Here is a 12,895-nt window from a genome sequence, read left to right as displayed (position 1 = left end):
GGCGACTATGGCAGGTACAAACAGCGAGCTCGAGCTTCTGGCGGAAGGTCCGGCAATCATTCTTGTCGAACCCCAGCTGGGCGAAAATATCGGCATGGTGGCACGCGCCATGGCCAATTTTGGTCTGGCCGAGCTGCGGCTGGTCAATCCGCGTGATGGCTGGCCGAATGAGAAGGCGCGGTCTGCTGCCTCCAAGGCCGATCACGTCATCGATAATACGCGGGTGTTCGACACTATCGAAGAAGCGACGGCTGATCTGCAGTTTACATATGCGACAACGGCGCGGGAGCGCTACGGCTTCAAGCCGGTGCGTGCGCCCGTGGTTGCGGCTGAGACGCTGCGCGTCAAATTCAAGTCAGGTGAGAAAACCGGCATCCTCTTCGGTCGTGAACGTTGGGGCCTGACCAATGAGGAAGTGGCGCTGGCCGATGAGATCGTGACCTTTCCGGTCAACCCCGCCTTTGCCTCGCTCAACATAGCGCAGGCCGTGCTGCTGATGTCCTATGAATGGATGAAGTCAGGCATGGAGGACTTGAGCCAGACGCTGTTCGAACCTCTCGAGCAGAAGCAGGCGACGAAAGAGCAGCTTTACGGTCTGTTCGAGCAGCTGGAAGAGGCGCTGGACGCGCGCGGCTATTTCCGCCCGGAAGGCAAGAAGCAGCGCATGATCGAAAATCTGCGGGCCGTCCTGTCTCGCAGGGCGCTGACCTCGCAGGAAATCAGCGTGCTGCGCGGCGTGTTTGGTACTTTCGACAAATATGGCCGCCAGACACCACGCGGCAGCAACGGTCCTTATGCTGACGGGAGCAATGCGGACAATGACGGCGACAACGCGTAATACCGTAGAGACGACACTCAAGCCGTTGCTGGTGTTTGACAGTGGCATCGGCGGACTGACTGTTTTGCGTGAAGCTCGGGTGTTGATGCCGGAGCGTGGCTTTGTCTATGTCGCAGATGACGCGGCCTTTCCCTATGGCGGCTGGGAAGAAGACGCCTTGCGCGAAAGGCTTCTGTCGCTGTTTGCCCGGCTGATCGAAAACTATCAGCCGGAAATTTGCATTGTTGCCTGCAACACTGCCTTTACGCTGGCGGGTGCGGCTCTGAGGGCAGAGTTTCCCGACATGACCTTTGTGGGCACGGTGCCCGCCATCAAGCCCGCAGCAGAGCGCACGCGCTCAGGCCTCGTCTCCGTTCTGGCCACGCCCGGCACCGTAAAGCGTGCCTATACGCGCGATCTCATCCAGTCCTTCGCCTCGCAATGCCATGTGCGCCTCGTCGGCTCGGAAAACCTCGCCCGCATGGCAGAGGCGTGGATTCGCGGAGAGCCGGTTTCCGATGACGATGTGATAGCGGAAATAGCGCCCTGTTTCATCGAGGACGGTGGAAAACGCACCGATATCGTCGTGCTGGCCTGCACACATTATCCGTTCATGGCGAATGTCTTCCGCAGGCTTGCGCCATGGCCGGTGGACTGGCTGGACCCGGCAGAAGCCATTGCCCGGCAGGCACGGCGCAAGGTGGAGCTTGTGCACGGCGCAGAACATCCCGATGGTTTCGACTTTGCCATTTTCACATCCGGCCAGCCGGATTTCACCACGCGCAGACTTATGCAGGGTTTTGGCCTGCGCGTTGCCGACTAGCAGAAAGCCCACCTGTGGCATTTTTGCACTGATTTCTGCCCTTTGATGCAATTCGAGATTGCGTCTATTGAAATCGAATCGAACTCATGTCACAAAACTCAGGCCCGCAACTCAAACAAGGAGGCTTACAAATGAATACATTTAATATGCACGGCCTCTTTGGCGTGGTTCGACTTATGGCAACGGCGCTTACCGCCACTATTATGCCATCAGTCCGACGCGGAACAGCGATTTAAAGCCGTTCCTCAGCCTTTATAGGCCTTTTCAACGTACCTCATAACGTGTCGATCGTCGTTAAGCCGTCGCAGCGTCTTGCTGTGTCTGTCGGTCCCGCACGTCTTTTCTCATCACGAAAGGACCTGGTCGCCATGGTGCGCCGGGGCGGATTTCCCATGTCTCAAGAACAATCTTTGAGTGTAAATAACCTTTCCGACCATGTCGACGACCTGTTCAGCCAGTTCGGCGCATGGGCAACCGTTCAGGCCCTATTCGTGGTCGCGTGGCGCCGCCACCGGGCACGGGTTCACGTTTCGCATCTATCCGACCATTTGCGGCGCGATATCGGCCTGCCGGTACACAAAAAACTGTCCGGTGAACCACTGATACCGCCATGGATGCCGCGGTTTTGACGTGGATCTCTCCGTCGGTTAATCGGCGGGGAGGTCGTCTCAGGCTGTCCAGTGTAACGGCGACGAAGGGCCGGTTTATTTCGACCGGACAGTATCATGTTGTACGCGGACAAACATATGACGTCGGACGAACCACGATATTGGATACCCTCTGCCGTCATCTTTGGGCTTGTCCCACTGCTTTTCGGTTTGAATTGGAGGACATTTGGGCGGAAACTTCTCAAATTCCGTCACCCCGGCCCTGAGCCGGGGTCTAGCCGACGCGCGTCTGCGCGGCGGGAAGACTCTCTTCAGACCAAGGACTTGGTCTGACTGGATACCGGCTCAAGGCCGGTATGACGGAAGGAGGAATACGTCCCGTGCTTGAAGTTGGAGATGGCTCTTATGGACATTCCCGGACTTTCTGCCCGGACGTGGGTAGTCATGCAGGCGTATCACAAGTTTGGCTTAGGCGCAGGAGCGTCTACAGCCAGTTTTTTGATCATTAAACGATCAACCCGTGGGGTGGATAATATCACTTGATATCAGCGTCTCACGGTGGCTTTCTGAACAACAATTACGAAAAGGGGACATCATTATGCCAATAGAAAACTGGTTGGCCTTCGTGGCCGCATCCGCTGTCATGCTCGCCATTCCCGGGCCGACGATTTTGCTCGTTATTTCCTATGCGCTCGGTCATGGGCGCAAGGCGAGTTCTGCTACGGTGGCTGGGGTCGCATTGGGGGATTTCACCGCCATGACGGCGTCGATGCTGGGGCTGGGCGCGCTGCTGGCGACATCGGCTGCGCTGTTTACCGTGCTGAAATGGGTTGGTGCCGCTTATCTGATCTATCTCGGTATCAAGCTGTGGCGGACACCGGTGGGCGGTGAGGGCGCTCAAGAAGAGGCAAGCGGCAAGGAACGTCCGCTGAGAATCTTCCTGCACACCTACATCGTCACGGCTTTGAACCCGAAGAGCATCATCTTCTTCGTGGCGTTTCTGCCGCAGTTTCTGACGCCATCGCTACCCTTCTGGCCGCAGGTCATGATTTTCGAAGTGACCTTCCTTGTGCTTGCCACCTGCAACGCGGCTCTTTATGGGTTGCTGGCAAGTGCGGCCCGCAACACCATTCGTAAGCCCAATGTCCAGCTTATCGTCAACCGTACAGGCGGCAGCCTGCTGATCGGTGCTGGCCTGCTGACTGCCGGTTGGAAGCGCGCTGCCGGTTAAGAACGCCGTAATCCCATGCGGCACCCGATTGGATAAAAACAAAATGGCCGTGCCGCATATCCTACTCGCCCTCGTTACCGTGTTTTTGTGGGGCTTCAACTTCGTTGTCATCAAGGTCGGCGTCATGGATATGCCGCCCTTGTTTCTGACAGCACTGCGCTACTTCTTTGCCGCTGTTCCGCTCATCTTCTTTTTACCGCGCCCGAAAGTGCCGTGGCCGCATATGGTCATTTACGGCATGGTCATGGGCTGTGCGCAGTTCGGTCTGCTCTACACGGCCATCAAATGGGGACTTCCCGCTGGCTTGGCGTCGCTGGTCATGCAGGCGCAAGCCTTCTTCACCATGGCGCTGGCGGTCACATTGCTGGGTGAAATTCCGCTGAAATCCCATGTTGCCGGTGCCGCTGTGGCATTCGGCGGTCTGGCCGTCATCGGTCTTGAGCGTCTGAACATCAGCGCCATGGTGCCGCTTTTGATGTGCATTGGCGCTGCCTTCAGTTGGGCCATTGGCAACATCGTCAATCGCAAGGTCGGGCGCGTCAACGCCGTTTCCTTCGTGGCCTGGACGAGCCTTGTGCCGGTGTTGCCGTTGGTCGCGCTTTCGCTGGTGCTGGAAGGTCCGCAGGCCATCTCGGCGGGGTTGGCCTCCGCCAACCTGATGACGGTGCTGGTCGTGGTTTACATGGCCTATGGTGCGACCATCGTTGGCGCTGGCATCTGGAGTTTCCTTCTGTTGCGTTATCCCGCGGGCACTGTCGCGCCATTTTCGCTTCTGGTGCCGATCGTCGGCTTTCTTGGCGCCTATTTCGCCTTTGCCGAGGAAATCACCCTCTTGGAAATCATTGGTAGTACGCTTGTGGTGGCGGGGCTGGCGCTCAACGTATTCGGTCGGCGCCTGTCGTTGCGGCGCGTTGCATCCTGAGGTTAGCGATATTCCCTGTGCATTGCATTGACGCCACAGGCCATCAGCTGATTTTTTTGCTAAGGGAGAGGTTCGCGGTCGTTTCAACGAATCGGCGGTTATCCATTCGCAGTGCAGGGAATTGTTAAATTGCAGGTCGGTATCGACATGGGAACCCTATCGGGCGGGCAGGCGGCCAAGCTCGATATTGAAGAATTGCTTGCCACGCGTTTGCTGGTGCAGGGCAATTCCGGTTCCGGTAAATCGCATCTCCTGCGCCGATTGCTGGAGCAATCCGCCCCCTGGGTGCAGCAGGTCATCATTGATCCCGAAGGCGATTTCGTTACGCTGGCCGATAAGTTCGGCCATGTGGTGGTGGATGGTGAGCGCACCGAAGGCGAGCTTGCAGGCATCGCCAACCGCATCCGGCAGCATCGCGTTTCCTGCGTTCTAACGCTGGAAGGGCTCGATATCGAGCAGCAGATGCGCGCCGCCGCCGCCTTCCTCAATGGCCTGTTCGATGCCGACCGTGAGTTCTGGTATCCGGTACTGGTCGTGGTGGACGAAGCGCAGATGTTTGCTCCATCAGTTGCCGGTGAGGTGACGGAAGACGCCCGCAAGATGTCGCTGGGTGCCATGACCAACCTCATGTGCCGTGGCCGAAAGCGCGGTCTGGCCGGCGTTATCGCCACGCAGCGTCTGGCAAAGCTTGCCAAGAACGTGGCGGCTGAAGCCTCCAACTTCCTGATGGGCCGCACCTTCCTCGATATCGACATGGCGCGCGCCGCTGATCTCTTGGGCATGGATCGTCGTCAGGCGGAAATGTTCCGCGATCTCCAGCGCGGCAATTTCGTGGCGCTGGGCCCCGCTCTGTCGCGCCGTCCGTTGCCGATCGTCATCGGCAACGTCGAGACCTCGGCGCGGTCTTCCTCGCCAAAGCTGATGCCATTGCCGGACTCGCCCCAGGATGTTGAAGACCTGATTTTCACGCCTGACCCGGAAGAGTTTACGCGCTCTCCAGTGCGTCGCACCCCTCCGGCACCACGCCCGACCACGGATATTCTGGCGGAGCTTTCGCGCTCCACGCCTGCCATTGGCGGGCCGGAACCGCAGCAGCCGCAACGCAGCAGCCAGCCGGAGCTTTCGCCTGAAGAGCGGACCGAGAAGATTTCGCTGGTGCTGACCGAAATCATGGACGACCCGCAATCGGCATACCGCACGGATGCGGTGTTGTATCAGGAGTTTCTGGTGCGTGCTCGCATGCGCCGCATTCCCGGCACACCAATGTCTCTATCCGAATTCCGCCGGCAGGTCGCGATAACCCGTTCCGGCGTGGATGCAGAGATGGCAGCAAGCGAGGACTGGCAGAAGGCGCTCGATCTTTCGAAGAACGTCTCCGATGATTTGCAGGGTGTATTCCTGCTGCTCGTCAAGGCGGCACTGGCGCAAGAGCCTTGCCCGTCTGACGCCCGGATTGCCCGGGCCTATGGCACGCATTCGGCGCGGCGTGCGCGCATGCTGCTCGGCTATTTCGAGGAGAAGGAACTGGTGGTCGTCCACGCCGATTTCTCCGGCAAGCGCATCGTTGCTTTCCCCGACCTCGACGCAAAAACCGCACCCGGAGATGCGGATGCGGCTGAGGATATTGCGAAGCTGGCGGCTGAGTAGGGTGTTTGGATTGTTTATCTCTCCGTCATGCCGGGCTTGACCCGGCATCCAGCAGACGCGCGTCTGCGCGTCGCAAGACTCCTCTCGCCCTGTGCCCGACAAATGACTCTTCTTGCCTTGCAGACGCAAGGCGGCTGGACCCCGCATCAAGTGCGGGGTGACGGAAGAGATAGATGCACGCGAAAAAAAGGCGGGTTTCCCCGCCTTTCCTCATCACGATCAAACGTCCTTAAACCTTGTCGATGGACTTCGTTTCCTTGCGTGTGGCCAGCAGCGAGCCGACAACACCCGTTACTAGGATGGCAACCGTTACGCCCAGCGACAGGGCAGGCGGGATCTTGGCGATGCCCAGCATGTCTGCCACGAAGATTTTCGAGCCGACGAAGACCAGAACCGCAGCCAGCGCATATTTCAGATACGCAAAGCGGTGGATGAGCGCAGCCAGCGCGAAGTAGAGCGCACGCAGGCCAAGGATCGCAAAGATGTTCGATGTGTAGACGATGAACGGGTCCGTGGTGATCGCGAAGATCGCCGGGATCGAATCGACCGCGAAGATAAGGTCGGCGATTTCGACCATGATCAACGCCAGAAACAGCGGCGTCACGAAGGTCTTCAACTTGCCAGTCTTCTCATCGACTTCCTTGACGATGAATTTTTCGCCGTGCAGTGCATTGGTCACCGGCAGGTGACGGCGCAGGAACTTCAATATCTTGTTGTTGCCGATATCGTTTTCATCATGGTCCGACGAAAACAGCATCTTGAGGCCGGTGAAGACCAGAAACGCGGCAAAGATATAGAGAACCCAGTGGAAGTTTTCGACGATGGCCGCACCGGCGGCAATCATGATACCGCGCAGGACGATGACGCCGAGGATACCCCACAGCAGCACGCGGTGCTGATATTGGCGGGGAATGGCGAAGTAGGAAAAGATCATGGCGATGATGAAAATGTTATCCATCGCCAGGCTTTTTTCGACCACGAAGCCGGTGACATATTCCATGGCCGATTGCTGGCCCGACTGATACCAGATCCAGCCGCCGAAGGCCAAGCCGATGGCGATGTAGAAGCCGGACATCAAGAGGCTTTCGCGCATGCCGATTTCCTTGGAGTTCTTATGCAGAACGCCAAGATCGAGAGCGAGAAGACCCAATACGAGAGAAATGAAGACGCCCCACATCCATGTGGGCGTGCCGAGAAAATCCGAAAAGAGGAAGTCCATCAGTCAACCTTTAGCCGGACGAGGTTGGCTTTACGGATGGGGAACGTGTGATAGTTATAACGTGGCCCCAACCTTAAGAAACTCGACATCGCGTATTGTCCGGTAATACGCCAGAGGGGCCCGAGTTCTGATCACGACGATGAAATAATGTGGCGAAATCCTGTTTCAAGAGGATCGCCAAACTTTTTTCTCGTTGACATTTTTATGAACGCCCCCTAGAAGCCGCTCAACACCGGGCAGCAATGCTCGGTGTGTTTCGTTGACTGCCTTGCAGTTTCATAACTGACGTTCGGTAGTCAACATCACCGACATGTCCCGTGGCTTCTCCATTCGCAAATGTGAGAAACCTGTCAGAGGTCCTTCATCGGACTTCAGAGGAGGGCGTGTTTCCTTGATCCGGTTTGGCGACAAACCGGTGTAACATTCTGAAAGGAAATACGATGAGCAAGCGCGAATCGTCTAAGTATAAAATTGACCGCCGCATGGGCGAAAATATCTGGGGTCGTCCTAAGTCCCCTGTAAACCGCCGCGAATACGGCCCAGGCCAGCACGGCCAGCGCCGCAAGGGCAAGATGAGCGACTTCGGCACGCAGCTGCGCGCCAAGCAGAAGCTCAAGGGCTACTACGGTGAAATCCGCGAGAAGCAGTTCCGCGCAACCTACGACGAAGCAAACCGTCGCAAGGGTGACACCTCCGAGAACCTGATCGGTCTGCTCGAGTCCCGTCTGGACGCGATCGTATACCGCGCAAAGTTCGTACCGACCGTTTTCGCTGCTCGCCAGTTCGTAAACCATGGCCACGTCACGGTTAACGGCGTTCGCGTCAACATCGGTTCTTACCGTTGCAAGGTCGGCGACGTTATCGAAGTTCGCCAGAAGTCCAAGCAGCTCGTAACCGTTCTGGAAGCTGTTGCTCTCGCAGAGCGCGACGTTCCTGACTACATCGAAGTTGATCACAACAAGATGGTTGCGACATTTGCTCGCGTTCCAGCTCTGTCTGACGTTCCATACCCAGTCGTCATGGAACCGCACCTCGTGGTCGAATTCTACTCGCGTTAATCGACGCGTGTCAGTCATAGAAAAAGCCGCCCTTCGAGGCGGCTTTTTTGTTGGGCGGTTTTTGAAGAGAAAGACGTTTGGCGATATCGTGAAACGTCAGCTGGCGACCTTGAAGTCGAAATAGCCGCAGACGGGAACGTGGTCGGATGGCTTTTCCCAAGCGCGGACGTGCTTTTCGACAGAGACGGATTGCAGCTTGTCCGCTGCTTCCGAGGACAGCATCAGGTGGTCGATGCGGATGCCGTTATTTTTGGGCCATGCGCCCGCCTGATAATCCCAGAAGGTATAGAGGCCAGCTTCATCCGTTGTCGTGCGCGCGGCGTCTGTGAGCCCCAGATTTTCCAGCTTGCGGAACGAGGCGCGGGTCTGCGGCAGGAACAGAGCGTCGCCTTCCCACGCGCGCGGGTCGTAGCAGTCAAAGGGCTCGGGAATGACATTGTAGTCGCCTGCAAGGATAAGCGGCTCCTCCAGCAGCAGGCGGTCTTCTGCAAAACGACGCAGGCGCTCCATCCATGCCAGCTTGTAAGGGTACTTGACCGGATCATCCGGCGGGTTGCCGTTGGGCAGGTAGAGCGAGCAGACGCGGATCACGCCGCCATTGACGGAAAACACGCCTTCGATGAAGCGGGCCTGTTCGTCGGCATCATCACCCGGCAGGCCGCGATTGACCTCATCCGGCATCATCTTCGATAGTAGCGCTACGCCGTTGAAGCCTTTCTGGCCATGCGTTTCGACATGGTAGCCAAGCGCTTCGATTTCGAGGCGTGGGAAATTCTCATCGACGGATTTGATTTCCTGAAGGCAGGCAATATCGGGGTTCGAATCCTTCAGCCATTGGCAGAGATTTTCGATGCGCGCCTTGACGCCGTTAATGTTCCAGGTGGCAATCTTCATCGGACATTCCATTGTGTGATGGAGTCCGTTTTAAACCAAGTGCTGGCGAATGCCACCCGTTTTCACGGTTTCAACAGGCGGAATGACGGCTGGCTTAAATGGAGAAGCTGGTGCCGCAGCCGCAGCTTGCAACGGCATTCGGGTTCTTGATCTGGAAGGACTGGCCGAGCAGGTTGTCGACGAAGTCGATTTCCGAACCTTCCATGTAGATCACGGACATGCTGTCGATCAGTACCTTGGCATCATCGCGGGCGATGACGAGATCGTCGTCCGTCGGGGCGCCATCGAGATCGAACTTGTAGGAAAAGCCGGAGCAGCCGCCGCCTTCGACGGAGACGCGCAGAGACTGTTTACCCTCTTCGGCCGCTACGATCTGGGCGATTCGCTTTGCGGCGGATTCGGAAAGTGTAATCGGTGTGGTCATGTGATTTCTCCAACCGGGGTCAAGAACCGGAGAGCTATGTTTGTATAAACGCGATTATAAACCAGTCAAATTAACGGTCTATAGCCTTGTTGCGCAGCGATGACGCTTTGCGGCAACCTTCGGGATAGGTATGAAGGGTAGATGAAAAGGTCAATGGCAAGACCGTGGGATAAAGTTCGGCAGGATACGGAATGATTATCGATCAGCGCGCATTGGGGTTCGGAAGCGGAGAGAGGGCGGTCTATGCCACGGATCCATGGACGACACGCGGGCGGCTGTTTCCGGAAGCCTCTAGCCTCACACGCTCCGATTTCCAGCGTGACCGAGATCGCATCGTCCACACGACTGCTTTCCGTCGCCTCAAGCACAAGACGCAGGTCTTCATCAGCCCGGACGGCGACCATTATCGCACCCGGCTGACTCATACGGTGGAAGTCGCGCAGATCGCCCGTGCGCTGGCACGCGCGCTAAAGCTTGATGAGGATCTGGCGGAAGGCGTGGCGCTGGTTCACGATTTCGGCCACACACCCTTCGGTCATACCGGTGAGGACGCGCTGGATGCGGTGCTGAAGCCCTATGGGGGCTTCGACCACAATGCCCAGTCCTTGCGCATCGTTACGAAGCTGGAGCGTCGCTACGCGGAATATGACGGCATCAACCTGACATGGGAGACGCTGGAAGGGCTTGTGAAGCACAATGGCCCGCTGATCGGTGAAAATGCGAAGGGGGGGCATGGCCCCGTCGCGCTGCCTATCCTCGAATATTGCGAATTGCAGGATCTCGAGATCGGCACCTTCGCCAGCCTGGAGGCGCAGGTCGCGGCCATCGCCGATGACATTGCCTATAACACCCATGATATCGATGACGGCTTGCGGGCGGGCTATCTGACTTTCGACATGCTGGAAGAGGTGCCTTTCCTTAGTGGCCTGATGGCAGAGGTGCGGGCGAAATATCCCAATCTCGAAGATGACCGCTTCGCCCATGAAATCATGCGTCGGCAAATCACCCGCATGGTGGAAGATGTTATCGGCGTTGCGCAGCAGAACCTGAGCAAGCTAAAGCCGAAATCTGCGGCGGATATTCGTGGGGCTGATTACACCGTGGCGACGTTCTCGCCCGAGATGGCGGAGACGGACAGGCAGATCAAGAAGCTGCTGTTTGCCCATATCTATCGCCATGCGGAAATCATGCGCATTCGCGCCGGTGCAACGCAGATCGTGACCGATCTTTTCCACCGTTATATGGAGGTCCCGGCAGAAATGCAGAGCCACTACTGGGTAGACAGCATTCCGGGCATGAGCGTGGCCGCAAAAGCCCGGCATGTCGGGGATTATCTGGCCGGTATGACCGACAGTTATGCACTGAAAGCCCACCAGCGCCTGTTTGACCACACCCCCGATTTACGATAGGCAGCGGCAACCGCAGACCCGGTTTCAATATTGCCGGGACGTAGATGACAGCCTTCGCGCAGGTATATGATGATGAACCTTTTTGCCGATTTCGATACCAGAATCAAAAACGCGCTTGAGACGATCGACCTCGTCAAAGCCCATCGCGATGCTGTGGATTTCGGCCGAATTACCATTGAATCTCCTCGCGACCCCAGCCATGGCGACGTCGCGACCAATGCTGCGATGGTGCTGGCAAAGCCGCTGGGCACCAATCCGCGCGCTTTGGCCGAGCTGATCGTTCCAGCGCTGGAGCAGGACGACGATGTGGACAGCGTCAATGTCGCCGGTCCGGGCTTCATCAATATCCGCGTGTCCGTCGCCTATTGGCAGCGCCTTCTGGCAGGCATGATAGAGCAGGGCGTCGATTACGGCCGCTCGACTGTCGGCGCCGGCAAGAAGATCAACGTCGAATATGTTTCCGCCAACCCGACTGGTCCGATGCATGTGGGCCACTGCCGCGGCGCCGTTGTGGGCGATACGCTGGCGAATGTTCTGGCCTTCACCGGCTATGAGGTGACCAAGGAATATTACATCAACGATGCGGGCTCGCAGATCGATGTGCTGGCACGTTCGGTCTTCCTGCGTTACCGCGAAGCCTTGGGCGAAGAGGTCGGTGCCATTCCGCCGGGTCTTTACCCGGGTGATTATCTGGTGCCGCTGGGCAAGTCGCTGGCAGATGAATTCGGCATCAAGCTACGCGCCATGCCTGAAGAGCAGTGGCTACCCATCGTCAAGGACAAGGCCATCGACGCGATGATGGTGATGATTCGCGAGGATCTGGCCGCGCTGAACGTGAAGCACGACGTGTTCTATTCGGAGCGCACGCTGCATGCGGGCAATGCCGGACCTATTCTATCTGCCATCAACGATCTGACCTTCAAGGGCCATGTCTATAAGGGCACGCTTCCGCCGCCAAAGGGCGAGCTGCCTGATGATTGGGAAGACCGCGAGCAGACGCTGTTCCGTTCCACCGAAGTCGGTGACGACATGGACCGCGCGCTGATCAAGTCCGATGGTTCGTACACCTATTTCGCGGCAGACGTAGCCTATTTCAAAGACAAGTTCGACCGTGGCTTCGGCGAAATGATCTATGTTCTGGGTGCCGACCATGGCGGATACGTCAAGCGTCTAGAAGCGGTTGCGCGGGCGGTTTCCGAAGGCAAATCTAAACTGACGGTTTTGCTGTGCCAGCTGGTCAAGCTTTTCCGCGATGGTGAGCCGGTAAAGATGTCGAAACGCTCCGGCGATTTCGTCACTTTGCGCGATGTTGTGGATGAAGTCGGGCGCGACCCGGTGCGATTCATGATGCTCTATCGGAAGAATTCTGAGCCGCTGGACTTCGATTTTGCCAAAGTAACGGAGCAATCCAAAGATAATCCAGTGTTTTATGTGCAATATGCACATGCTCGCTGCAAGTCGGTTTTCAGGCAGGCAAACGAGGCATTTCCGGACCTGGATGTGTCCCAGTTGACCATGGCCTCCAGTGCGTCTTTGATCAGTGATGTCAATGAGTTGCAGCTGATTGCTAAACTGGCCGAATACCCGCGTCTGATTGAGTCCGCAGCACTCAATCACGAGCCTCATCGGCTTGCTTTTTACCTTTATGATCTGGCCAGTTCCTTCCATGGCCATTGGAATAAAGGTAAAGATCAGCCAGAATTACGTTTTGTTAACGATAAAAACCGAGAATTAAGCGTTGCCAGGTTAGGGCTGGTGAATGCTGTCGCAAATGTACTGAAGTCTGGATTGACGCTTTTGGGAGCGGACGCACCTGACGAAATGCGATAACATCTCACCATTA

The 12,895-nt window shown here is 57.1% G+C and carries 12 protein-coding genes; 9 read left to right on the top strand and 3 right to left on the bottom strand.

Annotated features, from left to right (window positions below):
• Nucleotides 1-7 precede the first annotated feature (7 nt).
• The 6 genes from ABUK73_RS02405 (at nt 8) to ABUK73_RS02380 (ending at nt 6,048) form a co-directional block, all read left to right on the top strand.
• Entirely contained in the window at nt 8-838 is an 831-nt protein-coding gene (locus tag ABUK73_RS02405; protein WP_353575870.1) for an RNA methyltransferase, read from the top strand.
• The gene (murI, locus tag ABUK73_RS02400) at nt 819-1,640 is read left to right on the top strand and encodes a glutamate racemase (protein WP_353575869.1); all 822 of its coding nucleotides are present in this window, start codon (nt 819-821) and stop codon (nt 1,638-1,640) included. Before ABUK73_RS02405 ends, murI begins: the two co-directional genes overlap by 20 nt.
• Nucleotides 1,641-2,050: 410 nt before the next feature.
• Complete coding sequence (locus ABUK73_RS02395) at nt 2,051-2,269, top strand: DUF1127 domain-containing protein (RefSeq protein ID WP_353575868.1); 219 nt, start codon at nt 2,051-2,053, stop codon at nt 2,267-2,269.
• 577 nt (nt 2,270-2,846) lie between these two features.
• The gene (locus ABUK73_RS02390) at nt 2,847-3,479 is read left to right on the top strand and encodes a LysE family translocator (RefSeq protein ID WP_353575867.1); all 633 of its coding nucleotides are present in this window, start codon (nt 2,847-2,849) and stop codon (nt 3,477-3,479) included.
• Between the two features lie 43 nt (nt 3,480-3,522).
• A complete protein-coding gene (locus ABUK73_RS02385) occupies nt 3,523-4,401 on the top strand; it encodes an EamA family transporter (protein ID WP_353575866.1) in 879 nt (292 codons plus the stop codon).
• Between the two features lie 129 nt (nt 4,402-4,530).
• The gene (locus ABUK73_RS02380; protein ID WP_353575865.1) at nt 4,531-6,048 is read left to right on the top strand and encodes an ATP-binding protein; all 1,518 of its coding nucleotides are present in this window, start codon (nt 4,531-4,533) and stop codon (nt 6,046-6,048) included.
• A gap of 229 nt (nt 6,049-6,277) precedes the next feature.
• On the opposite strand, the gene ABUK73_RS02375 is transcribed toward ABUK73_RS02380, so the two are convergent.
• A complete protein-coding gene (locus ABUK73_RS02375) occupies nt 6,278-7,267 on the bottom strand; it encodes a TerC family protein (RefSeq protein WP_353575864.1) in 990 nt (329 codons plus the stop codon).
• Between the two features lie 440 nt (nt 7,268-7,707).
• Here ABUK73_RS02375 and rpsD point away from each other — a divergent pair, with 440 nt between their 5' ends.
• Nucleotides 7,708-8,325 (top strand): 30S ribosomal protein S4, encoded by a 618-nt coding sequence (gene rpsD / locus ABUK73_RS02370; protein WP_111838204.1) that lies wholly within the window; start codon nt 7,708-7,710, stop codon nt 8,323-8,325.
• 96 nt (nt 8,326-8,421) lie between these two features.
• Here rpsD and xth read toward each other — a convergent pair whose 3' ends face one another.
• Complete coding sequence (gene xth, locus ABUK73_RS02365) at nt 8,422-9,219, bottom strand: exodeoxyribonuclease III (RefSeq protein WP_353575863.1); 798 nt, start codon at nt 9,217-9,219, stop codon at nt 8,422-8,424.
• 94 nt (nt 9,220-9,313) lie between these two features.
• On the bottom strand, nt 9,314-9,643 hold the full coding sequence (erpA, locus tag ABUK73_RS02360) for an iron-sulfur cluster insertion protein ErpA (RefSeq protein WP_113088290.1): 330 nt from the start codon (nt 9,641-9,643) through the stop codon (nt 9,314-9,316).
• A 191-nt stretch (nt 9,644-9,834) separates the two neighbouring features.
• On the opposite strand from erpA, the gene ABUK73_RS02355 reads away from it, so the two are divergent.
• The gene (locus ABUK73_RS02355; protein WP_353575862.1) at nt 9,835-11,052 is read left to right on the top strand and encodes a deoxyguanosinetriphosphate triphosphohydrolase; all 1,218 of its coding nucleotides are present in this window, start codon (nt 9,835-9,837) and stop codon (nt 11,050-11,052) included.
• 72 nt (nt 11,053-11,124) lie between these two features.
• Entirely contained in the window at nt 11,125-12,882 is a 1,758-nt protein-coding gene (gene argS, locus ABUK73_RS02350; RefSeq protein ID WP_353575861.1) for an arginine--tRNA ligase, read from the top strand.
• Nucleotides 12,883-12,895: the final 13 nt, after the last annotated feature.

It is taken from the genome of Agrobacterium vacciniicorymbosi (assembly GCF_040427045.1).
GTDB lineage: Bacteria > Pseudomonadota > Alphaproteobacteria > Rhizobiales > Rhizobiaceae > Agrobacterium.
Note: the sequence above shows the minus strand (reverse complement) of the source record. Positions and strands in the feature narration are given on the sequence as shown.

Coding starts and splice junctions, on each gene's coding strand:
- argS (WP_353575861.1), top strand. CDS start 11,125: ATGAACCTTTTTGCCGATTTCGATACCAGAATCAAAAACGCGCTTGAG.
- erpA (WP_113088290.1), bottom strand. CDS start 9,643: ATGACCACACCGATTACACTTTCCGAATCCGCCGCAAAGCGAATCGCC.
- ABUK73_RS02355 (WP_353575862.1), top strand. CDS start 9,835: ATGATTATCGATCAGCGCGCATTGGGGTTCGGAAGCGGAGAGAGGGCG.
- ABUK73_RS02390 (WP_353575867.1), top strand. CDS start 2,847: ATGCCAATAGAAAACTGGTTGGCCTTCGTGGCCGCATCCGCTGTCATG.
- ABUK73_RS02385 (WP_353575866.1), top strand. CDS start 3,523: ATGGCCGTGCCGCATATCCTACTCGCCCTCGTTACCGTGTTTTTGTGG.
- ABUK73_RS02375 (WP_353575864.1), bottom strand. CDS start 7,267: ATGGACTTCCTCTTTTCGGATTTTCTCGGCACGCCCACATGGATGTGG.
- xth (WP_353575863.1), bottom strand. CDS start 9,219: ATGAAGATTGCCACCTGGAACATTAACGGCGTCAAGGCGCGCATCGAA.
- ABUK73_RS02405 (WP_353575870.1), top strand. CDS start 8: ATGGCAGGTACAAACAGCGAGCTCGAGCTTCTGGCGGAAGGTCCGGCA.
- rpsD (WP_111838204.1), top strand. CDS start 7,708: ATGAGCAAGCGCGAATCGTCTAAGTATAAAATTGACCGCCGCATGGGC.
- murI (WP_353575869.1), top strand. CDS start 819: ATGACGGCGACAACGCGTAATACCGTAGAGACGACACTCAAGCCGTTG.